General features: G+C 45.2%; 24 protein-coding genes and 1 riboswitch. Of the genes, 10 read left to right on the plus strand and 14 right to left on the minus strand.

Translation table 11 applies throughout. The annotated features are described in order from the left end of the window. Positions 1–126: 126 nt before the first annotated feature. From lptF to FTV13_RS05935, 4 genes are all read left to right on the plus strand, one after another. Positions 127–1,227, plus strand: coding sequence for an LPS export ABC transporter permease LptF (gene lptF / locus FTV13_RS05920; RefSeq protein ID WP_180011326.1), 1,101 nt, complete (start codon positions 127–129; stop codon positions 1,225–1,227). Between the two features lie 2 nt (positions 1,228–1,229). Beyond that, positions 1,230–2,300, plus strand: a complete 1,071-nt coding sequence (lptG, locus tag FTV13_RS05925; RefSeq protein ID WP_180011328.1) for an LPS export ABC transporter permease LptG — start codon at positions 1,230–1,232, stop codon at positions 2,298–2,300. A 124-nt stretch (positions 2,301–2,424) separates the two neighbouring features. After that, positions 2,425–3,972: a 2,3-bisphosphoglycerate-independent phosphoglycerate mutase gene (gene gpmI, locus FTV13_RS05930; protein ID WP_180011330.1), complete on the plus strand. Its 1,548-nt coding sequence runs from the start codon at positions 2,425–2,427 to the stop codon at positions 3,970–3,972. A gap of 23 nt (positions 3,973–3,995) precedes the next feature. Beyond that, positions 3,996–5,168: a S41 family peptidase gene (locus FTV13_RS05935; RefSeq protein WP_034703419.1), complete on the plus strand. Its 1,173-nt coding sequence runs from the start codon at positions 3,996–3,998 to the stop codon at positions 5,166–5,168. On the opposite strand, the gene FTV13_RS05940 is transcribed toward FTV13_RS05935, so the two are convergent. From FTV13_RS05940 to FTV13_RS05950, 3 genes are read right to left on the minus strand one after another with little or no spacing between them, the layout of a single operon-like run. Beyond that, a complete protein-coding gene (locus FTV13_RS05940) occupies positions 5,169–6,590 on the minus strand; it encodes a sigma-54 dependent transcriptional regulator (RefSeq protein ID WP_180011371.1) in 1,422 nt (473 codons plus the stop codon). Between the two features lie 17 nt (positions 6,591–6,607). Beyond that, the gene (locus FTV13_RS05945) at positions 6,608–8,173 is read right to left on the minus strand and encodes a PAS domain-containing sensor histidine kinase (RefSeq protein WP_180011332.1); all 1,566 of its coding nucleotides are present in this window, start codon (positions 8,171–8,173) and stop codon (positions 6,608–6,610) included. A 27-nt stretch (positions 8,174–8,200) separates the two neighbouring features. Further along, positions 8,201–8,836 carry a response regulator gene (locus tag FTV13_RS05950; protein WP_005233474.1) on the minus strand — a complete coding sequence of 212 codons (636 nt, stop codon included), beginning with the start codon at positions 8,834–8,836 and terminating at the stop codon, positions 8,201–8,203. 216 nt (positions 8,837–9,052) lie between these two features. On the opposite strand from FTV13_RS05950, the gene FTV13_RS05955 reads away from it, so the two are divergent. Beyond that, positions 9,053–10,105, plus strand: a complete 1,053-nt coding sequence (locus FTV13_RS05955; RefSeq protein WP_034703413.1) for a serine hydrolase — start codon at positions 9,053–9,055, stop codon at positions 10,103–10,105. A 59-nt stretch (positions 10,106–10,164) separates the two neighbouring features. Here the strand turns inward: FTV13_RS05955 and thrC are convergent, their stop codons facing one another. The 4 genes from thrC to xerD form a co-directional block, all read right to left on the minus strand. After that, entirely contained in the window at positions 10,165–11,304 is a 1,140-nt protein-coding gene (gene thrC / locus FTV13_RS05960; protein WP_104426956.1) for a threonine synthase, read from the minus strand. Positions 11,305–11,361: 57 nt separating this feature from the next. Beyond that, positions 11,362–12,666, minus strand: a complete 1,305-nt coding sequence (locus tag FTV13_RS05965; protein WP_005233480.1) for a homoserine dehydrogenase — start codon at positions 12,664–12,666, stop codon at positions 11,362–11,364. A gap of 127 nt (positions 12,667–12,793) precedes the next feature. Beyond that, positions 12,794–13,606 carry a DsbC family protein gene (locus tag FTV13_RS05970; RefSeq protein WP_034703409.1) on the minus strand — a complete coding sequence of 271 codons (813 nt, stop codon included), beginning with the start codon at positions 13,604–13,606 and terminating at the stop codon, positions 12,794–12,796. 100 nt (positions 13,607–13,706) lie between these two features. Beyond that, positions 13,707–14,624 carry a site-specific tyrosine recombinase XerD gene (xerD, locus tag FTV13_RS05975; RefSeq protein WP_159124366.1) on the minus strand — a complete coding sequence of 306 codons (918 nt, stop codon included), beginning with the start codon at positions 14,622–14,624 and terminating at the stop codon, positions 13,707–13,709. 176 nt (positions 14,625–14,800) lie between these two features. Between xerD and FTV13_RS05980 the strand changes: the two genes are divergently transcribed. The 5 genes from FTV13_RS05980 (at position 14,801) to ftsW (ending at position 20,165) form a co-directional block, all read left to right on the plus strand. Continuing rightward, a complete protein-coding gene (locus tag FTV13_RS05980; protein ID WP_004787267.1) occupies positions 14,801–15,061 on the plus strand; it encodes a FeoA family protein in 261 nt (86 codons plus the stop codon). Then, positions 15,058–16,914: a ferrous iron transporter B gene (locus FTV13_RS05985; protein WP_180003813.1), complete on the plus strand. Its 1,857-nt coding sequence runs from the start codon at positions 15,058–15,060 to the stop codon at positions 16,912–16,914. The genes FTV13_RS05980 and FTV13_RS05985 overlap by 4 nt, the downstream gene beginning before the upstream one ends. Positions 16,915–16,971: 57 nt before the next feature. Next, positions 16,972–17,223: a DUF6587 family protein gene (locus FTV13_RS05990; RefSeq protein ID WP_180011334.1), complete on the plus strand. Its 252-nt coding sequence runs from the start codon at positions 16,972–16,974 to the stop codon at positions 17,221–17,223. Positions 17,224–17,601: 378 nt separating this feature from the next. Beyond that, the gene (murD, locus tag FTV13_RS05995) at positions 17,602–18,948 is read left to right on the plus strand and encodes a UDP-N-acetylmuramoyl-L-alanine--D-glutamate ligase (protein ID WP_180011336.1); all 1,347 of its coding nucleotides are present in this window, start codon (positions 17,602–17,604) and stop codon (positions 18,946–18,948) included. Between the two features lie 20 nt (positions 18,949–18,968). Continuing rightward, entirely contained in the window at positions 18,969–20,165 is a 1,197-nt protein-coding gene (gene ftsW, locus FTV13_RS06000) for a putative lipid II flippase FtsW (RefSeq protein ID WP_004787257.1), read from the plus strand. Here ftsW and FTV13_RS06005 read toward each other — a convergent pair. From FTV13_RS06005 to FTV13_RS06035, 7 genes are all read right to left on the minus strand, one after another. After that, entirely contained in the window at positions 20,154–20,414 is a 261-nt protein-coding gene (locus FTV13_RS06005) for a zinc ribbon domain-containing protein (protein ID WP_159124363.1), read from the minus strand. The genes ftsW and FTV13_RS06005 overlap by 12 nt on opposite strands. 56 nt (positions 20,415–20,470) lie before the next feature. Continuing rightward, positions 20,471–21,391 (minus strand): tRNA glutamyl-Q(34) synthetase GluQRS, encoded by a 921-nt coding sequence (gluQRS, locus tag FTV13_RS06010; RefSeq protein WP_180011338.1) that lies wholly within the window; start codon positions 21,389–21,391, stop codon positions 20,471–20,473. Between the two features lie 2 nt (positions 21,392–21,393). Next, positions 21,394–21,921: an RNA polymerase-binding protein DksA gene (dksA, locus tag FTV13_RS06015; protein WP_004787252.1), complete on the minus strand. Its 528-nt coding sequence runs from the start codon at positions 21,919–21,921 to the stop codon at positions 21,394–21,396. 209 nt (positions 21,922–22,130) lie between these two features. Further along, on the minus strand, positions 22,131–22,943 hold the full coding sequence (locus tag FTV13_RS06020; RefSeq protein ID WP_180011340.1) for a metallophosphoesterase: 813 nt from the start codon (positions 22,941–22,943) through the stop codon (positions 22,131–22,133). Further along, complete coding sequence (locus tag FTV13_RS06025) at positions 22,940–23,575, minus strand: NUDIX domain-containing protein (protein ID WP_034169767.1); 636 nt, start codon at positions 23,573–23,575, stop codon at positions 22,940–22,942. The genes FTV13_RS06020 and FTV13_RS06025 overlap by 4 nt, the downstream gene beginning before the upstream one ends. 79 nt (positions 23,576–23,654) lie before the next feature. After that, on the minus strand, positions 23,655–25,550 hold the full coding sequence (thiC, locus tag FTV13_RS06030) for a phosphomethylpyrimidine synthase ThiC (RefSeq protein ID WP_179992201.1): 1,896 nt from the start codon (positions 25,548–25,550) through the stop codon (positions 23,655–23,657). Positions 25,551–25,640: 90 nt separating this feature from the next. Next, positions 25,641–25,769, minus strand: a riboswitch (TPP riboswitch). 96 nt (positions 25,770–25,865) lie between these two features. Next, the gene (locus FTV13_RS06035; protein ID WP_179992200.1) at positions 25,866–26,903 is read right to left on the minus strand and encodes a hypothetical protein; all 1,038 of its coding nucleotides are present in this window, start codon (positions 26,901–26,903) and stop codon (positions 25,866–25,868) included. Positions 26,904–26,933 lie beyond the last annotated feature (30 nt).

Here is a 26,933-nt window from a genome sequence, read left to right on the forward strand (position 1 = left end):
AATCATTCAAGCATTGAAACATTTATCCGAATAGATTTTCAATGGGCAGAGCCACCTAGGTTTTATATTTTTGCTATTCGGGTAAACTAGCACTCGTTTTATGGAGCTCATTTTGGAAGAACTAATTTGATTATTCGGCGTTATCTGGTCAAGCAAGTGGTATCGACCTCCTTGGTGGTGATTGCCTTACTGACCCTTATCATGATGGGCGGTCGTTTGATCAAGTATTTTGGTGTGGCCGCACAGGGGCGTCTGGATGCTGGTATCCTGTTCAGCATCATTGGTTATCGTCTGCCTGAATTCCTGACCCTGATTCTTCCACTTGGGTTCTTTATTGGCTTAATGCTGGTCTTTGGTCGTCTCTATGTTGATCATGAGATGGCGGTCTTAAATGGTAGCGGAATTAGCCGGCATCAGCTGGCACGTCTTTTGATTCCGATGACTTTGGTCTATCTCCTTGCACAAGGCTTTCTCATGTTGTGGGCTTCACCGTGGGGGATTCGACAGTTCGAAGCCTTGACCAGTGAGCAGGCAGTACGAACCGGCTTTGATCTGGTTCGGCCCAAAGAATTTATCTCTTCCGGACCTTATACCATTTATGCCGGAGATCTATCCGAAGATCGCAAAAACCTGAAAGATATCTTCTTCTATCAGCGTGCGGAAAAAGAAGGCAAGCCAGATGTGATGATTCTGGCGCAGGAAGCGACCCGAATTGAAATGCCGCATGATGCGGCCAATGTGGTCGATCTCGTCAATGGCCGCCGCTATGAAATTTATCCAGGCACGCCGCAATATACCCAGGCTGAATTTGAAAGCTATCGTTTACGGATCGAAAGTGATAAAGAAGCAGAACTGGCCAGTGATGAAGTCGAGGCCTTGCCGACCGGACAGCTTTGGAAAAACCGTCAGGATCCGGTGGTAGCCAGTGAGCTTGGCTGGCGTGTCTTTGTACCATTTGCCATTGTAATTGCCCTGATTTTGTCTGTAGCCCTGTCTGAAGTGAGCCCACGTCAAGGTCGCTATCTCAAATTATTCCCGGCACTGATGATCTTTGCCAGCCTGATCGTCGCCCTGATGGCGATCAAAACCCGGGTCAGCAAGGCGGAAATGGGCATTTGGGCTTATCCATTGGTCCTGATCATATATGCCATAGCCGGTGCATTGTTCTCACGTAAACAGAATTTGGCGCCAAAAATTAAAAAACGGATTCAGCGAGTGAGGTCTTAACAATGTTAGCACGTCGTATAGTTGCCAAACATGTGACCGGAACCACCGCGCTGGCGATGTTTGGGGCAACCGCTGTTCTTTCAGGTCTGCAGGTCTTATTTACGTATTTAGGTGAATTGGGTTCCCTGAAAGAAGGCTATGGTGCCTGGGATGCCTTGAAATATGTACTCTGGGGGGCACCGAATTATCTTTATGAAATCCTGCCAATTTCGGCACTGATTGGCGCGGTACTCGGTTTAGGTACATTGGCTTCCAATAGTGAACTGATCATAATGCGTTCAGTCGGAGTCAGTCTGTGGCGGATTGTCGGCTGGGTGATCCGTTCAGCATTGCTATTGGTCGTATTATCGTTTGCCCTGAGCGAGTGGGTGATTCCATATACCAATGAACAGGCCAAAGCAGTCAAAAGCTATAACAAGCCAGTCAAAATTGGTGAAGTGAAAGGTTACTGGACGCGTGAGGGTAATCGCTTTATCTATATTGATTATGCCAACGCCAAGGGCCAGCTGAAAAATGTACAGATGCTGGACTTTGATGACAATTACCGACTGCGGGGTACTCTGGATGCCAAGCAGGGTGAATTCGTCAAAGATGGGGCTTGGAAACTAGGTAGCACAGAACAGTTTGATATTTTACAAAACGGCAATGCGACACTGGTACAGCATGATGAGCAACCACTGGCTTTGGCCTTGCAGCCGAAATATGTGCATATGGTGACGATTGATCCGGAAGATTTATCGCCAAGCCAGCTGGTGAGCTTTATGAGCTATATGCATGAATATAGTCAGGTACCTAAAACCTATCAGCTGGCTTTCTGGCAGAAAGTCGGTTCGCCATTTGCCCTGATTGCGCTGGTAGTGATTGCCTGTTCATTTATCTTTGGGCCATTGCGTCAGCAATCGATGGGCTTCCGTTTGGTGATTGCGTTATTCGCAGGGTTAGGCTTCTTCTATCTGCAGGATTTTCTCGGTTATGCCAGTCTGGTCTATGCGCCGTCACCGGCATGGTTTGTATTTATTCCTATTTTGCTGATGTTTGCTATTGGCGGCTACTTGCTCCATCGGGCCCGCTAAACTACAGGAAAATAGAAGAAATCAATCGCAACAAGAGGCTTAAACCATCGTCTGGTCATGGCCTCTTTTTGCAAAATTCGGTAAACTAGAGCGATTAATTCGTAGACGAAAAGAGTATTTCATTATGACGGATGCAACTGCTGGCAAAATCCCTCACGTTTTGGTGATTATGGATGGTGTGGGTCATCGCGAAGCGGTCGAAGACAATGCGTTTTTAGCGGCTAAACGACCAAATTTAACTGCTATGCAGGAAAAGCATCCGCATGGTTTGATCTCAGGTTCAGGTGAAGATGTCGGCCTGCCTGATGGTCAGATGGGGAACTCTGAAGTCGGTCATATGAATCTTGGTGCTGGCCGTGTGCTGTATCAGGACTTTACCCGTATTACCAAAGATATCCGTACTGGGGCTTTCTTCGAACATGAAGTGCTGGTAGATGCGGTTGAGAAAGCCAAAGCAGCAAATGGCGCAGTCCACATTATGGGTCTGTTGTCTGAAGGCGGTGTGCACTCACACGAAGATCATATCGTGGCGATGGCTGAACTGGCTTTAAAACGCGGTGCTCAGGTTTATCTGCATGCGTTTCTCGACGGCCGTGATACACCACCAAAAAGTGCGCAACCCTCTTTAGAAAAACTGGATGCATTATTTGCTCAATATCCGGGCCAGGGTCGTATTGTCAGCATGATCGGTCGTTATTTTGCCATGGACCGTGACAACCGTTGGGATCGTGTAGAGCAAGCGTATCGTCTGCTGACTGAAGGTGAAGCAGTGCGTACTGCAGCTAGTGCAGTTGAAGGTCTGGAACAGGCTTATGCTGCAGAGGAATCAGACGAATTCGTAAAAGCGACTCGCATTGGCGACACTGTGAAGATTCAGGATGGCGACAGCGTCGTATTCATGAACTTCCGTGCTGACCGTGCCCGTGAATTGACTCGTGCCTTTGTTGAAAAAGATTTTGCCGGTTTTGAACGTAAGGTTGTACCGAATCTGGCGAAATTCGTAATGTTGACCCGTTATCAGGCGACCATTGATGCACCAGTAGCCTATATGCCAGAAGCGCTGGTAAATTCTTTAGGTGAGTATCTGTCGAACCTGGGTAAAACTCAGCTACGTATTGCAGAAACCGAGAAATATGCGCATGTAACGTTCTTCTTTAGCGGTGGCCGTGAAGATGAATATCCAGGTGAAAAACGTATCCTGATCCCATCTCCAAATGTTGCGACTTATGACCTGAAACCGGAAATGAGTGCCTATGAAGTAACAGATGAACTGGTGGCAGCGATCAATTCAGGCGAGTTTGACCTACTGGTTGTGAACTATGCCAATGGTGATATGGTCGGCCATACTGGTGTATTTGATGCAGCAGTGAAAGCCGTTGAAGCCGTGGATACTTGCTTAGGCCGAGTTTATGAAGCTGTGATGGCGAAAAAAGGTCATATGATTATTACTGCAGACCATGGTAATGTGGAGCAGATGCAGGATTATCAGAGCGGTCAAGTGCATACCCAGCATACCACTGAACTGGTTCCATTTATCTATGTGGGTCCAAGCTCTGCAACAATCGCAGAAGGTGGCGTATTGGCTGATGTTGCACCAACCCTGCTGAACTTGATGCAAATTCCGGTACCAGCTGAAATGCAGGGTCGCAATCTTATTGAGCTGCACGCTTAATCTTTTATAAAACAGGTCTAAGAATGATAAAAACACATGGCAAGTCTGTAGTCTTATCCTGCTTACTGATGTGTTTGAGTCATTCCGCCTGGAGTGCTGTTTCGACCGAGATGGCACTCGATGAACTGGAAATGGATGAACAGGTCTATAATGAAATTCCTGTTACATCCATCCAGGAATTTGTTCAGATTTATGGCATCGTCAAAGATAATTATATTCAAGACAAAAATGACGATGTGCTTTTCCAGCAAGCCATTCAAGGTTTGGTGAGCGGCCTGGACCGCTATTCCCGCTATTTATCTCCTGAAGACTATAAACAGCTGCGTGAATATACTGAAGGTGATCTGGCCAGTATTGATTTTGATCTGCATTTTAATCCACAGCTAAAACAATGGATGGTACAAGGCCTAAGTCCGGATGCTGACTCTGCCAAACAAGGCCTTCGCAATGGTGTCACAGTTTATAAGATTGATGATCAGGTCTTGAGTGCGCTGAAACGTGAGCAGGTGCGAGATTTATTGACTGGTGCCATTGGCTCTACTTTAACGCTTCAGCTTTCTGCGCAAAGTGTACCGATTACACTGGTCCGCAATACCAAAGTGGATACCGAGATTAAATCGACTTTACACAGTAATCAGGTTCTGGTGCTGCAAGTCAAAGTTTTCCAGCAAGATACTGCTAATGAAATCAAGCGAATTATTGAAAGTTATTCAACCAATCGCCTGAAAGCAGTGCTGTTTGACTTACGTAATAATCCGGGTGGTTTATTGTCTGCGGCTGTTGAATCAGCAGATTTGTTCCTGAATCAGGGCATTATTGTCTCGACCAAGAGCCGTTCTGAAGGCAATCAGCAATTTCAGGCACTACCAGGAATTGAGTTCCAGAACCTGAAAGTTGGTATTCTGATCAATAACCGTTCGGCTTCCGCTGCAGAAGTATTTACTGCTGCTCTGAAAGAACATAATCGTGCCTGGGTGGTAGGGGAAAAGAGCTATGGCAAAGGGGTGGTGCAGAAACTGTTTCCTTTGAGCAATGGCTCTGCTTTGCAGATGACTGTATCGCAATACTTTAGCCCGAGCGGCAATATGATTGAAGGACAGGGGATTCAGCCACATTTCACCTATCCTCTCGGTCAGGATGCGCGTGAGGAGAGCTATCTGGATCACGTCACAGACTTGCTGCTCCTGCAGAAATAATTATTCCTCTTCTTCGGTATCCAGTCCGAATTTTTTCAGACGATAACGTAAAGAGCGAAACGACATACCGAGTTTTTTGGCGGCCAATGTACGATTCCAATGCGTCAGATTCAAAGCATTCAGCAGAATTTCTTTTTCAATCTTTTCTAAATACAGTTCCAGACCTTCCTCGGGGAGTTTCTTGGGAATAATGATCTGATCCGTAGATGAGGTCGGCTCTGCCAGATTTGCCGTTTCTGATTGGACGGATACCGTATGACGCAGTGGAGCAGTTTGCAGATGCTGAAGATCAATTTTGTCTTCATCACTCAAAGTAATTGCGCGTTCAATAATGTTACGCAGTTCGCGTACATTGCCCGGATAGTATTGCTCCAGTAAAAATTCCTTGCTCCGTTCCGTCAGTTTTTTCGCAGGAATCTCCCATTCCTGACAGATCTTTTGAACAAAATGCTCAGCGAGGAGCAGAATATCTTGGCCGCGCTCACGCAGTGGTGGTAAGACCAGATCCATCACGTGAATACGGAAGAACAAATCCTGACGGAATTTGCCTTGTTGTACCAGCGCATCGAGATCCTGGTGGCTGGCACTAATGACACGGAAATCGACATCAATTTCAGTATCGGAACCGACGGGACGAATGCGTTTTTCCTGGACGGCACGTAACAGTTTAACCTGCATAGATAGCGGTAATTCGGCGATTTCATCTAAGAACAAACTACCTCCATGGGCAGACTGAATTAGTCCTTGTTTGTCCTGAGTCGCGCCAGTAAAGCTGCCTTTCTTGTGGCCAAACAGTTCACTTTCCATTAATTCAGTCGGGATTGCACCGCAGTTAATCGCGATAAAAGGTCCTTCATTGCGGTTACTAAGACGATGGACCAGATTGGCCACCACTTCTTTCCCGGTCCCTGATTCACCAGTAATAAATACCGGAGCTTGAGAACGGGCAATTTTTTTCAAGGTGACCCGCAATTGCTGAATAGGCAGAGATTGTCCAATCAGCAATTTATGTTCTAATGAATCATTGGAATTATTCTGATAATAGTCTACTGGTTTATTCAGTGCTTTTTGCAGCAGTTGTTCCAGATGCTTTTGATTGATCGGTTTGCTAACAAAGTCAAATGCACCTGCCTTGAGTGCAGCAATAGCAATATCCATATTGCCATAAGCCGTTAGAACAGCTACCGGAAGGTGAGGGGAATGCTGGTTAATCCAGTCCAGTAATTGCAGACCATTGCCATCAGGAAGATTTAGATCTGTCAGACAGGCATCATATTGATGATCCCTAAGACATTTTTTTGCATCTTCCAGACGATGAGCAATATGCGTACGGATTCCCATGCGCATCAATGACATTTGCATGAGGGTACATAGATCTTCCTCATCATCCACCAATAAAACCAGTGGTTGTCGTTCCACAATATTTCCCCTTATTCCTTTTATGCTGTCACACGTTGACAGCTAATCCGAAAGCATGCGCCCTGTTCTTGTGAAATGTAGTTGAGTTGTGCCTGATTGGCTTCACAAAAACTGTGTGATAAATATAGTCCGAGTCCCGTTCCATGGATAGACGTGCTGAAAAAAGGTTTAAATAATAATTCCTGATCATGGGTGGCAACACCAGAGCCAAAATCCCGGACATCTATCCATACCTTATGTTCATATGGGTGAATATTCAATTGAATATGGGACGAATCCGGTGAATTATGACGGATAGCATTACGAATCAGGTTAATTAGAATCTGACGTAACTGGGCCTCATCAAACTGAATTGCCAGTGGTACATCAATATTAAATTGAATCTGGTCCGCCACATCTGCTAAATCTTCCTGAATAAACAGTGGTATAAATTCATTCAGCTGAATTACGACTGGATGGGTTTCTTTATTCTTCACCATATTCAGGGTGTCCTGAATAATCCGGTCAATCCGGGTGGCCTGTCGGCTAATCATCTGATGCAGAACTTGTTGCTGTTCAGGTTCAGAATCGAGATAAAGATCATTGGCCTGTACAATGGCAGCCAGAGGATTGCGAATTTCATGGGCAATACTGGCGGAAAGCTGGCCTAGAGCAGCAAGCTTTAACTGTTGCACCTGCTGATTAAGTTTACGGGCATCTTGCAGCACGAGGAGAGTCAGAGTCTGGTGCGGCACAATCAGCTTTTGTACCTGCACGTGAATATTATAACGACTCTGCTGGGATTCAAATTGAAACCGCTCGCCATTTTCCAGATTTTCAAAACGGATCAGTTCAAACAGGTCATTTTGAGATTGGTATAACGAAAATCTTTCATGGGCATACATTGGCTCAATGCCCAGCAGATGACAGGCAGCCGGATTACTGAGCACCACATGGTAATTCTCATCTAAAACCAGATAGCCGGTTTCAATCTGTTCCAGAATATAGCGGTTAATATTCTGTAAGCGATATAGTTCCAGCGATTGAGAAAAATTCAGGTTTTCCAGAATCTGAAAGCGCCGTACCGCAATTTGTCCTGAGCCATAGACGACAAAAAACAAAAAGGCCAGCAGGGCACTATTCCCGATATTGGTAAGCGAGGAAAAGGCAAAAATACTGCCGATAAAATGCTGGTAGATGATACTAATCACCGCAATCAGGGTGATGATCAGGGCCTTCTTGGCATCGAGCAATAATGAGGCTGAAAAAATGGTAATAACAAAAATCAGTCCGAGATGCACGTTTGGACCCTGACTGGCCAAGGTCAATAAACTGAGAAAAAAGACATCGCTGGCAAAAATCAGAATGAACTGCGGCTGAATCAGGCGCTTTACCCATCTCAGCGTAAACAGCTGCACAGTATTGACGGCGACGCTAATCATTAAGGCATAGTGATAGAGTTTAGGATACTGATAATCTGTAGTCATATCAGGATAAGTCAGCAGAAAAATCAGCAACAGACCCGTGCTGATAATCAGGCGGTAGGCGCTATACCATAGGCCCAGATGATATTGATTCAGTTCAGAATAACTGGATGTTTGCGCCATAGGAACCGCATTAAGCAGAGGGTTAAATTAAGGTTTAATCAGGCCATAGCGCATTGCAAGATGGGTTAGTTTAACATCACTATCGATATTCAGTTTTTCGAAGATCCGGTAACGGTAAGTATTAACTGTTTTAACACTCACAAACAGCTTGTCGGCAATTTCCTGCGCACTGATACAGTTCACAACCATCATGGCTACCTGCATTTCACGTTCAGACAGTGCATCAAAAGGGGATTGCTGGGTATCGGACAGGTAAGAACTCGCCAGCTGTTCAGCAATGTCGGCACTGAAATATTTACCGCCCTGCATGACTTTATTGATGGCACGGACCATCTCTGATACAGGTGCACCTTTGGTGATATAACCTTTGGCACCTGCTTTCAATAATAGTGAAGGATAAGGTTCTTCAGCCAGGCCACTGACCGCAAGAACTTTGGTTTCAGGAGCAGTCTGTAGCAAACGGCGTGTGGTTTCTACACCACCGATACCAGGCATGTTGACATCTAACAGAACCACATTGGGATGATGCTGACGGACGAGGGTAATTGCTTCTTCACCAGATTCAGCCTGTCCAATCACCTGAACATCCGCATGGTCTTCCAGCATTCTGCAAATTCCAGTACGAACTAATTCATGGTCGTCGACAACTAAAACTGTGATCACCTAGACTCTCCCTCATTAAAAAATCATTTTTTTGTTACATAAAGCAAAATAAGCTTGCAATGAAACTACAAAATTAGCAATCCTATTCGCAGATTAAATCTGAAACTTATCACATAGTGTCAAGAACAAAAAATGTTCGGCATTGTGTTTAAATGTAAGGCATATTAGAGGTAATACGCAAATCAATCTTACCTCTGTTAGTTGAGTGAAGGAATAGTGAAGAAAATAAACAAGTCTTTAAGGCATCTACTCGGCCTGTCCGTGTTAATCAGCATGAGCACGACAAGTTTTGCTGAAATCATTATGAATTCTGGCACAACAGAGGGCGGATCCAGCATCAGCTGGTCTTCTGATGAAGTCAATCAGCTCATGAATGATAATTTGAGCGTATCTGCTGCAGAACCTTCACCACCAGGTTCAGCAACTGTTACGACGACGATTCGTCAGGGCGGTGCACCAGCACCAGTACCGACAAAACCTGTGCAGATTATTGATAATAGTCATTTTATTAATCAACCTGCTGTAAGTGCGCGTGCAGCTCTGGTGATGGATTCACAGACAGGTGAAGTGTTATTCAGTAAAAATACCAATAATGCTTACCCGATTGCGTCGATTACCAAATTGATGACTGCAGTAGTGATTTCAGATGCGCGTTTGAATATGTCTGAAAAAATTACTCTGCAACAGGCTGATTTTTCCTGTGCAGGCTGTAAGAGCTCAAGTTCTACCTTAAGAGCCGGGGACAGCATGAATCGTGCTGAAGCCTTATTATTTGCTTTGATGAAGTCTGAGAACCCGGCTGCAGCTGCATTGGCGCGTACTTATCCAGGCGGTCGTGCAGCCTTCATTGCGAAGATGAATGCCAAAGCTAAAGAGCTGGGCATGAATTCAACCCACTATATGGAATCTACTGGCCTGCATCCTGGCAATGTGTCTTCTGCACGTGATTTGGGGATTCTGGTCAATACCGCTTCACAGTATGGCCTGATCCGTCAATTCTCTACCACTGCCAGCTATGATTTCAACCTGGGTTACCGTGTATTGAAATCCAACAACACCAATTCACTGGTGCGTAATGGTGGTTGGAATATCAATCTGTCTAAAACCGGTTATATTAATGAAGCAGGACGTTGTGTCGTCATGCACACCACCTTGAATAACCGTCCTGTGGTGGTCGTGGTATTAGGTGCGGATTCAACTGCTGCACGTACCAATGATGCGACTCGTCTGATGACTTGGGTATCTAGCCTGCCTAAACAACGTGTTTAATCTTTTTTAAGCGCATATAAAAAGCCCTGCAATTGCAGGGCCTTTTATTTCAATCTAAATTACATATTAGAAAGAATTGATTCACGAACCTGTTCTAAAGTTGCGTCAATTGAAAGCATTACGGCATCAGAACATTGTTTGATCGCAGTATCCGGATCTTTCAGACCGTTACCAGTTACAGTACACACGATCACAGAACCTTCAGCAATTTTACCTGCTTTAATGTCACGGATTGCGCCACCGATTGAAGCTGCAGATGCAGGTTCTACGAATACGCCTTCATACATAGAAAGAAGACGTTGCGCTTCCAGAATCTCGGCATCAGTCAGTTCATCGAACCAGCCTTTAGAATCACGAACAACCGCTTTCGCATGGTTCCAGCTTTGTGGATTACCAATACGGATTGCAGTTGCAACAGTCTCAGGATTTTCAACAGGTGCACCACGAAGGAAAGGTGCAGCACCAGAAGCCTGGTAACCTACCATTGTTGGCAGACCTTCAGGTTTAGGACCAGTGAAGGCATCAGTAGCAGCGTCGTAAACCACTTGCTCAAACTCGCCAGCAGGCTGATTTGCAACCGCTTCGGTATAACCCATCCAGTGCGCAGTAATGTTACCCGCATTACCTACAGGCAGGCAGTGGTAATCTGGTGCACGGCCCAATTCATCCACGATTTCGTAAGCAATGGTTTTTTGACCTTGCAGACGGTATGGGTTGATTGAGTTCACGATAGTGACAGGTGCTTTGTCAGCGATTTCTTTTACCAGACGCATACCGTCATCGAAGTTACCGCGGATTTGCATGGTGATCGCACCATACATCATCGCTTGCGCCATTTTGCCCATCGCAATTTTGCCTTCTGGGATTAAAACAAACGCCTTGATACCTGCACGCGCTGCATAAGCTGCTGCAGCTGCTGACGTATTACCTGTAGAAGCACAGATAATCGCTTTAGAGCCTTCTTCAACCGCTTTTGTTACCGCCATGGTCATACCACGGTCTTTAAATGAACCAGTCGGGTTTAAGCCCTCGTACTTCACATAAATTTCAACATTTTTGCCAATAATGCGCGGAATATTCGCAAGCTTAATCAGTGGCGTGTTACCTTCACCCAGAGAAACGGCTTTAGTAGTTGCAGACACTGGTAAACGGTCGCGATAGCGGTCAACTAAACCAGTATAACGATTGGCATTCGACATGATGATGTTCCAATTGTGTGTAGAGCTTGGCAAGGGGAGAGTGTCCCCTCGACCCGATTAATTATCAAGCGATTCTAAACGAATTCGTACAATTTCGCCATGAATGACAGGAAGAGCTTGAATTTGTTTTAACGCTTCATCCATTTTCGCTTCCTTGACTGGATCAGTCAGGATCACGATAGGAATAAGATCTTTCAGACGTGACTGCTGCAGAATTGCATCAATACTGATGCCTTCGCGGCTTAAAATAGAGGTTACTTCAGCCAGTACTCCGGTCTGATCTTCAGCATTGATCCGGATGTAGTATCCAGTCGTCATTTCTTCACGTGGCAGGATTGGCAGGTCACTTAAGCTTTCAAAAGCCAGTTGCGGAATTGTACCAGCACCATCTTCAGTATAAGAAATATCACGTACGATATCCACGACATCTGCGACTACTGCAGAAGCTGTAGGACCTGCACCCGCACCTGCACCGTAATACAGTGTAGGACCAACCGCATTGGCCTGAACCAGAACTGCATTTTTCACACCATTCACATTAGCGATCAATTGCTCTTCAGGAATCAGGGTAGGGTGTACACGGAGTTCAATACCGGTTTCAGCACGACGCGCAATACCGAGGTGTTTGATACGGAAGCCTAAGTCTTCAGCATATTTCACGTCTTGTGCAGTAATTTTGCTAATGCCTTCAGTAAAGACTTTATCAAACTGCAACGGAATACCAAAAGCAATAGAGGCCAGTAATGTCAGTTTGTGTGCTGCATCGATGCCTTCTACATCGAAGGTTGGATCTGCTTCTGCATAACCCAGTTCTTGTGCTTCTTTCAGTACATCAGCAAAGGCACGGCCTTTATCTCGCATTTCAGTCAGGATGAAGTTGCCTGTACCGTTAATGATGCCAGCCAGCCAGTCAATCTTGTTGGCTGCCAGACCTTCACGCATCACTTTAATAATTGGAATGCCGCCAGCTACCGCTGCCTCGTAAGCAATTTGCACAGCGTTGTCATCGGCAAGTTTGAACAGTTCATTTCCATGTTCAGCCAATAGGGCCTTGTTGGCAGTTACGACCTGTTTGCCATGCAGAATGGCTTCTTTAATCACTTCATAAGCAGGGTGAATACCGCCCATGACTTCAACCACCACATCTACATCAGGTTGACGTACGATATCGAGCAGATCTGCACTTTGTTTGACTGATTCAGGTAGATCCAGATCAGGACGCGGACGACGCGTACCAACATGGGTAATTTGAATTTCACGACCGGTGCGACGTTTAATCTCAGCAGCATTTTCTTTTAATAGTTTAAGGGCACCACCACCCACAGTACCAAGACCGAGGATTGCCAGACGAACTGGTTTCACGTCACACTCCAAATATAAACAGTTTTTTACGAGAGCCTAGATCATAGCTAAAAAAGCGGCCTGACTCTAGGGTCATTTCAGAATATCTTCATCTATAAAATAAAGTTAAATAACTAATTAAAATGAGTTATTTAAGTCGATCCAATAATTCTGATGTGCTCATATAGCCACCGAGATAAAGTCCTTCAGAACTGTATACGCCCGGGGTACCATTAACACCAATATTAAGACCCATTTGATATTGATCTTTCACAGGGTTTTTACAAGTAGTCGGTGTGATAGATCCACCGGCAATGGCTTGGTCGAAGGCTGCGCGACGGTCGGAATTACACCAGATGGCTTCCATGGCAGGCATATGCTGCTCGCCACGTGGCCAGGCAATATAACGCACTTCGATACCTTTGCTGTTCATTTCATCCATCTGTTCATGGAATTTGTGACAATATGGACAGCTAACATCGGTAAAGACATAGATCACATGCTTGGTTTTGCCTTTGGCTGGATAAATCAGCAGGTCTTCCGCTTTAAGGTTTGCAAAGATTTTCTTGTTGACGTCAGATTGCAAAGTTTCACTGACATTATGCAGCTCTTTATCTCCAAGGCGAATGACATCGCCCTGAATCAGATATTTGCCATCATTTGTCACATAGACGGGTGCCATACCTTCCAGGCTGACCCATGACATGTTGGGTACTTCAGTGGTTTTAATACCCGTGATTTTTGCGTTAATTCCCGCTTTTTTGAAATGACCTTCGAGCGTTGAAATCAGGCGTTGCTGTGCATTACGTTCGCTAAGGTTAGAGGCTTCACCCGTCGCCGGTGCACTTGCTGTAAGCGTATCTTGCTTTTTATCTGAATTATTGGAATTGGAACATGCGCTCAGTCCCAGACCGGTAGCAAGCAGACAAGCGATAAAAATTTTGGTGCGGGCAAATGTCATAATAACCCTTTTTTTTCTTGGACTAAAAACAGAGCATTAGCATAGCAAAAAAAGATAGAGCTACGTCAAACTTCTCAGTTTATTCTATTCAAATCAGCTCTTAAGCCCGTGGATGATGGGTTGCATGCAGTTGCTGCATTCTAACTTGTGCCACATGGGTATAGATCTGTGTGGTGGATAAATCACTATGACCTAGCAACATTTGTACTACCCGTAAGTCAGCGCCATGATTAAGTAAATGCGTGGCGAAGGCATGGCGCAAAGTATGTGGAGACAGTTCAGCCTGAATTCCGGCTTGTAGTGCGTAGCGTTTAATGGCATACCAGAAATTCTGCCGGCTCATGATCCCACCATGCTGGGTGAGAAACAGATAATCAGTCGCTGTCTTATAAAGTTGCGGACGTGCTTCCTGTAAATATTTTTCTACCCATTCACAGGCCATCTGTCCCATCGGCACTAGACGTTCTTTATTGCCTTTACCGACAATACGCAAATAGCCCTGTTTTAAATTAATCAGATCCAGACGCAGATTAATCAGTTCCGTCACCCGTAAACCGCACGCATAAAGCACTTCAAACATAGCACGATCACGTAAACCAAGGGCAGTATTAATATCGGGTGCATGAATCAGCGCTTCGACATCAGCTTCAGACAGGTCTTTGGGCAGGGCACGGCCCAGTTTTGGTGTTTTATGGGCAGCGACCGGATTGTCACTCCGCAGTTTTTGTTCCCGCAGGAATTTATAAAAAGAACGTAAGGCGGACAAACATCGTGCAATTGAACGTGGACTTTTTTGCTGTTTGGTCAGTTCAATCAGCACATCGGAAATATCATCATGGTTCCATTCTGGTAAAGGTTTAACCAGACATTCAGCACACTGGATCAGATCAGACAAATAGGCATTTCGGGTATGAGGGCTCACTGTCTGGGCAATCAGATAATCACGAAAACCCTGTAAGTAACTGAAAGCTTCAGGAATCTGAACTGGACTAGGAATGCGAGGTTTTTTATTCAGCATGATGTTTAATGAAGATAATTTTTAAAAGCGAGAAGCCTGATTGCTATTCTCCACTCTAGTTTAATTTTACTGACATGTCGATGTGCTATACAGCCAAGAAGAAATGTAATTAATACTTATTTGTTAATTATTCTCATTTGTTTGTATACTGTACAAAAGTCTTAGGAATTTTCACGGTGCGTTTGTCTGATTTGAAAGCAAAACAAACTGCCATCATTCGAAAAGTTAATCGAACTACTGATGGTAAAGGCGCTTCCCACGATGTTGTGGCCAGTCGCTTGGAAACTTTAGGTTTTGTACCAGGGACTCAGGTACAAGTCATTACCAAAGGTATTTTTGGTGGGGATCCGATTCTTATTCAGGTAGGGTTTACGCGTTTTGCTTTACGAAAATCGGAAGCGGCCAAGATTGAAATTGAACAGGGAGCCGCGGCATGAGTGATACCTTACGTATTGCCCTTGTCGGTAACCCAAACTGCGGTAAAACTTCTTTATTTAACCATTTAACCGGATCTCGTCAAAAAGTCGGCAACTATGCCGGGGTTACGGTTGAACGTAAAGTCGGGAATTTTACGCTTCCTTCAGGCAAACCGGTACGTGTACTGGATCTGCCAGGAACTTATAGTCTGGATGCGACTAGCCCGGACGAAGAAATTACCCGTAATGTGGTTCAGGGTAAAATTGCAGAAGAAGGCCAGCAGGATACTTTCCTGTGCGTTGTAGATGCAACCAACCTAAAACTGCATCTGGGACTGGTACTGGAAATGATTCAGCTGGGTCGTCCAATGCTGGTGGTGCTGAACATGATGGATGAAGCACGCCGTCGCGGGATGCAGATTAATACTCAGAAACTGTCTGAACGTCTGGGTGTACCTGTGGTTGAAACGGTAGCTGTGCGTACTTCAGGCATTGAAAACCTGAAAAATGCACTGGATAAAAACAAGTTTTCTGCTCCGCAAACTGAACTCAGCGGTTTGAGTGGCGATCACCATCATCAGATTACCAGCATTCTGAAAGATGTGGTGAATTATGCCGATCAGGAAGATAAACGTACTGATTTTCTGGACAAGATATTCCTGCATCCGGTATTGGGCCTGCTTAGCTTAGCCATTATGATGTTTGTGGTGTTTCAGGCGGTCTTTGCTTGGGCTGCGCCATTCATGGATGGGATTGAAACTTTCTTCGGCTGGTTGGGCGAGTACATGGGTGGACTGATCGCTCATCCTTTATTAAACAGCTTGGTGGTTGACGGGATTATTGCCGGCGCGGGTGGGGTCGTGGTCTTCCTGCCGCAGATTCTGATTCTGTTCTTCTTTATTCTGGTACTGGAAGAATCAGGTTATTTACCACGTGCTGCCTTCCTGCTGGATAAATTGATGTTTAAGGCAGGTCTTTCGGGCCGTGCTTTCATCCCTCTATTGTCCAGCTTTGCCTGTGCCGTGCCGGGAATTATGGCTTCACGGACGATTAGTGATCCACGTGATCGTCTGACCACGATATTTGTGGCACCACTGATGACCTGTTCAGCACGTCTGCCGGTATATGCCTTGTTGATTGCAGCGTTTATTCCTGAGCAAACCGTGTGGGGTTTCATGAACCTGCAAGGTCTGGTGTTATTTGGTCTGTATATGGCTGGTATTCTGAGTGCGTTGATTGTGTCCTTTATCCTGAAATTTTTCCATAAAGACAAGTCTCAGCATATGCTGTTGATGGAGCTGCCAAGTTACCGTTTCCCGGATGTGAAAAACGTCTGGATTGGTTTGCTTGATCGCGGCAAAATCTTCTTGAAGCGTGTCGGTGGCATCATCTTTGCGCTATCCATCCTGCTTTGGTTCCTGTGTACGTTCCCGCAACCACCAGAAGGTGCAACTTTACCGGATATCGATTATTCCTTTGCCGGGATGCTGGGCCATGTGATGCAACCTATTTTTGCACCATTGGGCTTTAACTGGCAGATCTGTATTGCACTGATTCCGGCGATGGCAGCGCGTGAAGTTGTCGTGGCAGCACTGGGTACGGTTTATGCCTTGTCTGCAGTCGATGAAGATGCCATGTCTGAGGGTCTGGCGGCACTGATTAGTGGCGGCGGTGATTTGGGCTGGTCGATCGCGACCGGCTTGTCTCTACTGGTATGGTTTATTTATGCACCACATTGTCTGGCGACCTTAGCCACTGTGAAGCGTGAAACCGGTTCATGGAAAACGGTCAGCTTTATGACCTTCTACCTGTTTGGTTTGGCATATTTCATGTCATTCCTGACTTATCAAATTGCATCACATTATTTGGGTTAAACTGGCTGAAGGGAAACCTTGGCTCGATCTGACTGATCATGTGAATGGGAGATTGAGATGATTGAAATTCTGATTGTAGCGGTACTGGTTGTCTGGAGTGCGCTCGTGGTATTTAAAAAGGTAGTTCCGAATACTTCACGCTCAGTCTTCCAGAAGTTGTCTGATGCCTGTGCAGCCAAGGACTGGCATACGCTGGCGAAATGGTTAAAACCGGCTATGGCCAGTGGCTGTGGCGGTAACTGTGCCTGTCCGGCATCGGAGCAAAGCTCGGATTCTAAACCTAAAGCTCAGGCAGTGAAATGGAAGTAAACTTTCATTCTGTTTGAGAATAAAAACTGAGCATGCAAATGAGTAGGGAGCTTAGAAATAAGCTCCCTCATTTTTTATTTTTTAAAAACTTATTAATTTATCTAGGTGAAAAGAATCCACTATTTTTCTATATTATGAATGGAAGCGTTATCTGATTTTCCTTTCAAGTTATGGATAGCATAGTCTTAACTTTTATTCCCATGATGGCTCCAATAAAAATTTATTAATTATTAAACCGATTAAAGATGAAGATTTAACGATATTTTTTTACGCCCTGACACAAAAAATGCCAGAGAAAGTCAAAACAGAAAAAGCATTCAAAACAGCAAAGTGCTACCATTTCGTCAGTTTTAAAATAGACCAGAAAATGGGGCGAAAATGTTAATACAACGTGGTGGATTAAAAGTCGTTGCAGGACTCGGGATTTCAGGTGTTGCTGCGGTCAACTTCTTACATGGCCAGGGCTACCGCGTTGCAGTAACGGACTCAAGAGCTACCCCTCCGGGACATGACCAGATTCCTGCGGAAGTACAGACCAGTTTTGGCAAGTTTGACCAGAATCTGTTGCTCTCTGCCGAAGAAATTATCATCAGTCCGGGACTCGATCCAAAACTGCCTGAAATCCAGGCAGCACTAGATCAAGGTATTCCTGTGGTAAGTGAAATCCAGATTTTACGTCGTGCGACTGATAAGCCGATTGTGGCGATTACCGGTTCCAATGCCAAAAGTACCGTAACTACTTTAATCGGTCTGATGGCAGCGAATGCGGGTAAAAAAGTGGCGGTTGGGGGGAATCTTGGTCGTCCAGCACTGGATCTGACCAAAGATGATCCTGAACTGTATATTTTGGAGTTGTCGAGCTTCCAGTTAGAAACCACATCAAACTTGCAGGCTGAAGTGGCTGTTGTTCTGAATATGAGTGAAGACCATCTGGATCGTCATGGCGACATGATGGGTTATCACACCGCCAAACACCGTATTTTCCAAGGCGTGAAAAAAGTGGTGTTTAACCGTGATGATTCACTGACCCGTCCACTGGTTCCAGATGCAACACCGATGCAGAGCTTTGGTTTGAATGCACCCGACATCAACCAGTACGGTATTCTCAAAGATAAGGATGGCACGATCTGGCTGGCACGTGGTCGTGAACGTCTGCTCAAAAGTTCTGACATGTACATTCAAGGTACCCATAATGTGGCGAATGCCTTGGCTTGTCTGGCTCTAGGTGAAGCAATTGGCCTGCCAATGGACGTTATGCTGGATACGTTAAAAACCTTCAAAGGTTTGGAACATCGCTGCGAATTTGTTAAAGAAGTCAATGGGGTACGTTATTATAATGACTCCAAAGGAACCAATATTGGTGCAACACTGGCAGCACTTGATGGCTTGGGCATGGCAATCGAAGCTCAAGGTGGTAAAGTTGCCATTATTCTTGGCGGTCAGGGTAAAGGTCAGGACTTTACTGCTTTACGTGACTCATTATCTAAGTATGCAAAAATAGCTGTATTAATTGGTGTGGACCGTCCAATTATTGAAAAAGCCATTGCGGGTACAACTGAGCTGGTGCATGCGGAAAGCCTGCAGGAAGCAGTAGAAATTTGTCAGAAGCGCACTCAGGCACATGATGTCGTGTTATTGTCTCCTGCATGTGCAAGTTTTGACATGTTCTCCGGTTATCCGGAACGTGGTCGCAAGTTTGTGGCCTACGTGAATGAACTCAATTAAGAATAACAAGGATTCGTGATATGGCTGAGTTTGCTCAGACTGCGATCAATAAAATTAATCAATTTTATCAGCAGTGGGTACCTAAGTTACCCGCTGAAGTTAATCCGCGTAATGTGCTGATTTTTTGTGTGCTGGCTTTGCTGTGCATCGGTTCGATCATGGTGGCATCGGCTTCGATGCCTTATGCGGAACGGATGCATGAGAATGCTTTCCATTATGTGACCCGACATGCGATCTCGATTCTGGTTGCGGCGGGTGCAGCCTTTTTAGCCTATAAAGTTCCATTAAAAGTCTGGTTCAATAACACTTTCTTTTTATGGATTATTACCATTGTTTTGCTGGTCGCCGTACTCTTTGTCGGGACTGAAGTAAACGGCTCCAAGCGCTGGATTCGGGTAGCCGGTTTTACCTTGCAGGCTTCCGAAGTCGCTAAGGTCATGATGGCGATTTTTACCGCTGACTACGTCGTCCGTCGTGCTGAAGAGGTTCGTAATAATATCAAAGGCTTGGTACGATTAAGTGCCATCATGGGTGCAACCGTTGGCCTGATTATTCTTGAGCCTGACTTAGGGGCAACAGTGGTAATCACCCTGACCATGCTCGGTGTATTCTTCCTGGCTGGTGCACCCTGGATTCAGTTCGGTGTCGCTTTTATTACTTTATTGGGTGCATTTGCTGCTGCGATTGCTCTGGAACCTTATCGTTTACAACGTTTATTGTCTTTCTCGAATCCTTGGGAAGATCCGCTCGGTACCGGTTATCAGCTTTCTAATGCCTTGATGGCGTTTGGTCGTGGTGAATGGACCGGAGTAGGGCTAGGCCATAGTATCCAGAAAATGTCATATCTGCCGGAAGCGCATACTGACTTTATGTTGGCAATCTTAGGGGAAGAATTTGGTTTCTTGGGTATTTCTACCATTCTGATTCTGTCCTTCACGGTGATGGTCTGCTGTATCCGGATTGGGCATCGTGCCTTGCAGCATCAGTACTTGCGTGCAGGTTATCTGGCTTATGGGATCAGTATCATTTTCCTGTTACAGATTCTGGTAAACGCCGGGATGAATATGGGCCTATTGCCAACCAAAGGGTTGACCCTGCCATTTATTAGTTATGGCGGTTCATCACTTATTGTTTGTGCAGTGATGATCAGTTTGATTTTGAAAATTGATTCGACGACTCAGCAGGTCAATCCAAGCCGGGAAGAATCAAGCTTCTAGATTAGACGGACGCTGTGGATCGGGCTGAGCATGGTCAAGTACTGTGCTCGGCATGACAGTTCCACAATTCAGGCAACGCACAAAAGCACTTTTCGCCTTGGAAAGTGGAATCAGCGGAATAAAAAATAAAGAAAAATAATTACGCTGCTGTTTGAGTTCATACCCAGAACGAGTTCGGCAGACTGGACAAAGAAACTGACTTTTCTCAATGACTTTGGTTTTCGGTCCTACACCAAAAATAAAAAACATTTTTATAGTCCTCACTCGCCTGTGTTATTGCTTTTAGCTTAAGTGAAAACCTGTTTTTATAAATAGTGACCTTGTAGCTCAGTTGTATGCGGGATTCGGGAAATATCCCATTGTGCGACGGCTTGTTCGAGCATATGAGCAGGGCGATCCAGTTCTACGGGCACCTGACATAGGGCTTGAAGTGCTTTTTGCAAGAGCAGGGGAGCTTGATCAAGATCCAGTGCTTGCGCCAGATTTTGCTTGGATAGTTTCTGGCCCTGATCATTCATTGCCAGTGGTAAATGCATATAGCTTAAACGCGGATAACCTAGTAATTGACCTAGGTAAATCTGACGTTCAGTGTTGTCCAAAAGGTCTGCGCCACGGACTACATGGGTCATGCCTTGCAGATAGTCATCGACCACAACTGCCAACTGATAATTCATGATGCCATCACGGCGTTTTAAGACAAAATCGCCCAAGTCCTTTTTCAGTTGTGAGCAGTGTCGGCCTTGCAGACGGTCTTCAAAACAGATTTCAACATCTTCAACCTTGACCCGAATTGCCTGATGTTCAAAAGGCAAACCTAAGTCACGACAGGTGTCCTGATAAATATGATTGGAACCCAGCATTTTACGGGTACATTGACAGGCATAGACCAGACCCTGCTGGCGCAGTTGCTGGATCACATTTTCGTAAATATCCAGACGATCTTTCTGATAAATGATTTCACCATCTGGCTCGAATTCAAAAGCATCCAAGGCACGCAAAATATGTTCTTCGCTGCCGGGATAAATTCGCGGGATGTCGGTATCTTCAATGCGGACTAGCCAGCGCCCCTGATGGGCTTTGGCATCGCAGTAACTAGCGACTGCGGTAATGAGGGAACCAAAATGCAAAGGGCCGGTTGGCGATGGCGCGAACCGGCCCACGTAATTCTCTTCAGCTTTCCCTTCCTTTGATAAAGGGAGGGTCAGGGAGGGATTACTTAAAGACATGCTTAACCGTTATTTTGCTTCTCTTTGATCTCTGCCAAAGTCTTGCAGTCGATACATAACGTTGCAGTTGGACGTGCTTCCAGACGGCGCAGACCAATTTCGATACCACAAGTTTCACAGAAACCGTAGTCATCGTTTTTAATCGCTTCGATAGATTGCTCGATTTTGCGGATCAGTTTACGTTCACGGTCACGAGTACGAAGTTCGATGGCAAATTCTTCTTCCTGAGTCGCACGGTCGTTTACATCAGGGAGTGCAGTGTTTTCGTCTTGCATCGTATTTAAAGTACGATCAACTTCTGACATCAGTTCAGCTTTCCATGCCATCAAGATTTGGCGGAAGTGTTCAAGCTGCCCTTCAGACATGTATTCTTCATTTTTTTTAGGTTGATAAGGTTCAATACCAAATAAGCTAGCAGTAGAACCACCCTCAGTCGTTTTCGGCTTAGATTTGCGCACACGTTTTGTAGGTTTTTCCTCTACAACATCAGTTTGTTCGTCTAAGACTTGATTTTGGTTGTCATTCGCCATTTAGGGCATTCCTCATCATATGCGTATGTTAATACGCAAAAAATATGGTGATATGCAATTTTTATCCACCCTGTAGAAAGATTATCCTCCTACGGGGGTCGTCATCATATAGACTTTTTATGCTTTTTGATAGTCTTTGATGTCTGGATTATAGATATCACATTTCCTTTGGTTGCAATAAAGTAATTCAAAAAAAATAAAATGCAAAGTTAATAACCTGAAATTTCGGTATTAATATTTTGCTGGCTTAAGGTCACACGTTCGATATGTGTATCGAACTCCCCATTTTGTTTCAAATGTAATACACGATAGCCAGGTGCCGCCTGGTCTAGCGCGAATTCATCACTCTTGGGTTTGAACTGTACGCTGGTCGATGGCGTCGATAAAAACTGGATACCGTGCCATTCATTGCAGGAATCCTGATGCACATGACCAAACAGAACCAGCTTCACATTCTGGTGCCGGGCCAGTACATCTTTCAGGTCTTCAGCATTCTTTAGCCGGTGCTGGTCAATCCAGTGTGACTTCATCGCAAAAGGATGATGATGGCAAGCTACGATCACATGCTGATTATGATATTCAAGCAATAATTGGTCCAGCTGTTGCAGTTGATCCTGTTCTACCCAACCATCTATCCGATCCTGGACTGCACTATTTAGTAAAATCAGGGTCCAGCTGCCAAAATGGATGGCATGTGCCTGATCTCGATCCTGATAAAAAGGGAAGACCTTAATGTCATCATGATTGCCCGGAATCTGGTAATAAGGCACCTGACAGGACTGGATATATTTTAAATAACGTGTATAGGTTTCTGCGATCGGCACCTGTGCCAGATCACCGGTATGTACGAGTGCATCCATTTCTGGAAAATTGTGCTGAATATGCTGCATGACTTCATGGAAGCTCTGCTCCGGATTCATATTCGCGAATTCCAGATTGGGCTGATCCATCAAATGGGTGTCAGAAATCTGGATAATGGTCCATTCTTGTGTCGATGCAGGATTGAATTTTTCCGATGTCATGTCTGCCCCCTTAAACCTGACGGGACAGCCTGTTGATGCTGTTGTAGCCATTGTAAGGCCATAATCACAGGTGCATTTCTAAGGCGACCATTACTCAGCAAGGTCGGAATATCGGCATAATCCAGAATGTGCAGCTGGATATTTTCCCCTTCATCCGGCATACCAAAAATACCGCCTTTTTCAGGCAGTTCAGTCTGGGCGACATAAAGATGAAACAGTTCCGAGCAGGCACCGGCAGAAGGGTAGAAACTGAAAAGATGCTGTAAGGAATCAACAGTGCAGCCTGACTCTTCGAAAGCTTCGCGGCGAATACAGGTCTCAGGCGTTTCATCGCCATCCAGTACACCGGCAATGACTTCTAGTTGCCATGGCGTATCCTGATCATCCAGTCCGCCAATACGGAACTGTTCAATCAAGCCGAATTTTTGCTGTTGATCGTTATACAGCAGTACCCCAGCGGCTTCAGGACGATGGATGAGCTCACGCTGCAATGCAGGTGTATAAGATTCCTGATGGAAGACACGATGACGTAACGTGACTTTTTCCACCTGAATAAATCCCCGATATAAAAACTCACGGGCCTCTATCCTAAAATCTTTTTTATTATAAGAGGCTTGTTTAATAATATTCATAACTCAGAAAAGGATGAAATAACTTATTTTTTTCATCCTATCTGAGATTTTTATGAAAACAACTGTTTTTTTTACGGTTTTACACCTTGTGGTACAATTTTTGACCAGAGCTGTGGAAATCGTTTTTCATCTGGTTGAGGCCGGCTTCAATCTCTGCCTGCGTTACAGCCGGGGTTTCATCAGCAGATAACTGGCTGGCATAATCCCGCACATTCTGGGTGATTTTCATTGAACAGAACTTTGGTCCGCACATTGAGCAGAAGTGAGCCGATTTATGTGCCGCTTTGGGCATGGTTTCATCATGCATGCTGCGTGCTGTGTCCGGATCTAGACTCAAGTTAAACTGATCTTCCCAACGGAATTCAAAGCGGGCTTTGGACAGGGCATTGTCACGCGCTTGTGCTCCCGGATGACCTTTGGCCAGATCAGCAGCATGTGCGGCAATCTTGTAGGTAATGATGCCGTCTTTCACATCTTTCTTGTTCGGCAAGCCTAAATGTTCTTTCGGTGTCACGTAGCAAAGCATTGCCGTACCGTACCAGCCAATCATCGCGGCACCTATCGCCGAAGTAATGTGGTCATAACCCGGTGCGATATCTGTGGTTAACGGCCCAAGAGTATAAAAAGGCGCTTCCTTACAGACTTCCAGCTGCAGATCCATATTTTCCTTAATCATATGCATCGGTACATGCCCCGGACCTTCGATCATTACCTGTACATCATGTTCCCAGGCACGATGCGTTAGTTCACCCAAAGTGCGCAGTTCAGCAAATTGTGCTTCGTCATTGGCATCTTGAATACAGCCCGGACGTAAGCCATCCCCAAGACTGAAAGACACATCATAGGCTTTCATGATTTCACAAATTTCATCGAAATGAGTATAGAGGAAGTTTTCCTGATGATGTGCCAGACACCACTGTGCCATGATCGAACCACCACGTGACACAATACCAGTCAGACGATTCGCGGTCAGTGGTACATAACGCAATAACACACCGGCATGAATCGTGAAGTAATCCACGCCCTGTTCAGCCTGTTCAATCAAGGTATCTTTAAAGATTTCCCAAGTCAGGTCTTCAGCTACACCGTTGACTTTTTCCAGTGCCTGATAAATTGGTACGGTACCGATTGGCACTGGAGAGTTACGGATAATCCATTCACGGGTTTCATGAATATTCTGACCAGTCGACAGATCCATAATAGTGTCGGCACCCCAGCGGGTCGCCCAGGTCATTTTTGACACTTCTTCTTCAATACTTGAACCTAGTGCGGAGTTCCCGATATTGGCATTAATCTTGACCAGGAAATTGCGACCAATAATCATTGGTTCCAGTTCAGGGTGATTGATATTGGCAGGAATAATGGCACGGCCTGCAGCGACTTCCTGACGGACAAATTCAGGGGTGATTTCCTGTAAATTTTTGGCACCAAAATTCTGTCCCGGATGCTGACGCATATCGGTCCCTTCCAGCTGACGCAAGTTTTCCCGAATCGCGATATATTCCATTTCCGGCGTAATAATGCCCTGTTTGGCATAGTGCATCTGGGTCACATTCTGGCCAAGTTTAGCCCGGCGTGGTTTCTGAATATGGGCAAAGCGGATATTGGCAGTACGGATATCACGCAGACGTTGGCGACCAAACTCAGAACTTAAATCATCCAGCATTTCTGTGTCATTACGCTGTTCAATCCAGCCTTCACGCAGATTTGGTAGGCCTTTATTCAGATCAATTTCAACATTTGGATCGGTATAAACCCCTGAAGTGTCATAGACCATCAAAGGTGCATTATATTCACCGCCCAGACCAGTCGGAGTTTCGCTGAGAGAAATTTCCCGCATGGGCACTTGAATATCAGGACGTGAGCCTTGCAGATAAACTTTACGGGAAGCTGGCAGAATGCGGGTCAGATCACGCGCTTCCTGTTCGTGTGGAGTAAGGGGAGTTTCAGAAGAAAGATTCGTTAACTGGCTCATTGCAATGATCCTTATGAATGACATCAACGAATCAAGCACGACCAAAAACGTGGACAGAATTATCTGGGAGTAGATAAAACAAGGGTAGTCGTTTTTAGATGGCTTGATTCCTACGCAGGTATTAACCTGATCAGGTTCAACGGTACTCACTATCAAATGGCCGAAAAGGCTGATTTAAGTGATCTCAGCGAGTTATTACTCGCGCTCCGTCAAGCGAGGCTAAATCTTAGCTTAGTTGGTATTCAAAAAGTAGCTTTAAATTGGGAGGGGTTGATGATTTTTGGCTATCTCATCGATTTTTAAGAAAAGATTGTTTTAAAGACAGATGGCATCTTTAAAGCAGTCTTTACCATAGTTCTGTGAGGGTGGGGTGACTTGAGCATAATATAAAATCTGTTCAGTGCTGGAACGGTCACGATATTCCGCAGCTAAGGCACGCTGACGCTGTTCAGGATTCATGTCCAGAAACTCTAAAAATAATTGCGCCTGTGTCGATAACTTGGATTTCTGACCACGCGCTAGACCAATAATAGTTTCCAGATGGCTGGTTTCTACTGAATAACGGTCACGATAATCCTCAGAGATTGGCGATTGCTCGCTGCCTCTGAACAGGAAATAAGTATATTGTTTCAGCAGATATTCGGCATCGCGCTGATAGCTACTTTTCGGATAAGTTTGCAGATAATCTTCCCAGAATAAAGCGCGAGCGGCAATATTGGCAGCTTCAAGCTGTAAGCGTTTTTCGACCAAGACCGGTTCCATATTCTGCTCAGCCAGATTTTCAATAAATACCTTTTCGGCAGCTGGTAAATACGGCGCAAAGATACGTACCAGATATTCCGGACTACGACGATATTGTAGCGTGCCATTGCCCTGATCTAAGAGTTCTACATAGGCCTGACCTTTATGCTTCAATAAATACTGGTCGCGTGTGGTCAACTGTTCAAAGTGGCTTTGCTGAATAGTAGGATGCTGAGCCATATCCAGAGCATATTGCTCGAAAGCACGTTGTTGGAATTCGGTACGTTCCACATGCAGGAAGCGTTGATACATTTCTGTGGAACGCTGCATCAGGTGTTTCTGCTCGGCCAGTTCCATGAGCGGCAGACACACTTTAAGGTCCTGATTAATCTGTTCCAGTGCAAAAGTGGTGCGCTGTTCATTAATCTGGGACATGTTTTTTTCAATATTTTCACACATGAGGGTGAAATCGTTCGCGGGAGATTGAACGGTTTTAACCTCGGCCTGTTCCATTTCAACTTGCGGTTCTGAGGATTGCTGGCATCCGCCTACGAACAGCAAACTGCTGAAAACAAAACAAACTTTGAATATCGAATGAATTCGCGTTAACACTATGCTTCAGGACTCTATATAGATGAAATC

The organism is Acinetobacter sp. YH12235 (assembly GCF_013417705.1).
Lineage (GTDB): Bacteria > Pseudomonadota > Gammaproteobacteria > Pseudomonadales > Moraxellaceae > Acinetobacter.

Bases quoted from the DNA above. Each gene is read 5' to 3' on its own strand.
- lptG (WP_180011328.1), top strand. From the start codon at position 1,230: ATGTTAGCACGTCGTATAGTTGCCAAACATGTGACCGGAACCACCGCG.
- gpmI (WP_180011330.1), top strand. From the start codon at position 2,425: ATGACGGATGCAACTGCTGGCAAAATCCCTCACGTTTTGGTGATTATG.
- FTV13_RS05935 (WP_034703419.1), top strand. From the start codon at position 3,996: ATGATAAAAACACATGGCAAGTCTGTAGTCTTATCCTGCTTACTGATG.
- FTV13_RS05945 (WP_180011332.1), bottom strand. From the start codon at position 8,173: ATGGCGCAAACATCCAGTTATTCTGAACTGAATCAATATCATCTGGGC.
- thrC (WP_104426956.1), bottom strand. From the start codon at position 11,304: ATGTCGAATGCCAATCGTTATACTGGTTTAGTTGACCGCTATCGCGAC.
- FTV13_RS05970 (WP_034703409.1), bottom strand. From the start codon at position 13,606: ATGACATTTGCCCGCACCAAAATTTTTATCGCTTGTCTGCTTGCTACC.
- xerD (WP_159124366.1), bottom strand. From the start codon at position 14,624: ATGCTGAATAAAAAACCTCGCATTCCTAGTCCAGTTCAGATTCCTGAA.
- FTV13_RS05985 (WP_180003813.1), top strand. From the start codon at position 15,058: ATGAGTGATACCTTACGTATTGCCCTTGTCGGTAACCCAAACTGCGGT.
- FTV13_RS05990 (WP_180011334.1), top strand. From the start codon at position 16,972: ATGATTGAAATTCTGATTGTAGCGGTACTGGTTGTCTGGAGTGCGCTC.
- murD (WP_180011336.1), top strand. From the start codon at position 17,602: ATGTTAATACAACGTGGTGGATTAAAAGTCGTTGCAGGACTCGGGATT.
- ftsW (WP_004787257.1), top strand. From the start codon at position 18,969: ATGGCTGAGTTTGCTCAGACTGCGATCAATAAAATTAATCAATTTTAT.
- FTV13_RS06005 (WP_159124363.1), bottom strand. From the start codon at position 20,414: ATGTTTTTTATTTTTGGTGTAGGACCGAAAACCAAAGTCATTGAGAAA.
- gluQRS (WP_180011338.1), bottom strand. From the start codon at position 21,391: ATGTCTTTAAGTAATCCCTCCCTGACCCTCCCTTTATCAAAGGAAGGG.
- dksA (WP_004787252.1), bottom strand. From the start codon at position 21,921: ATGGCGAATGACAACCAAAATCAAGTCTTAGACGAACAAACTGATGTT.
- FTV13_RS06020 (WP_180011340.1), bottom strand. From the start codon at position 22,943: ATGACATCGGAAAAATTCAATCCTGCATCGACACAAGAATGGACCATT.
- FTV13_RS06025 (WP_034169767.1), bottom strand. From the start codon at position 23,575: ATGAATATTATTAAACAAGCCTCTTATAATAAAAAAGATTTTAGGATA.
- thiC (WP_179992201.1), bottom strand. From the start codon at position 25,550: ATGAGCCAGTTAACGAATCTTTCTTCTGAAACTCCCCTTACTCCACAC.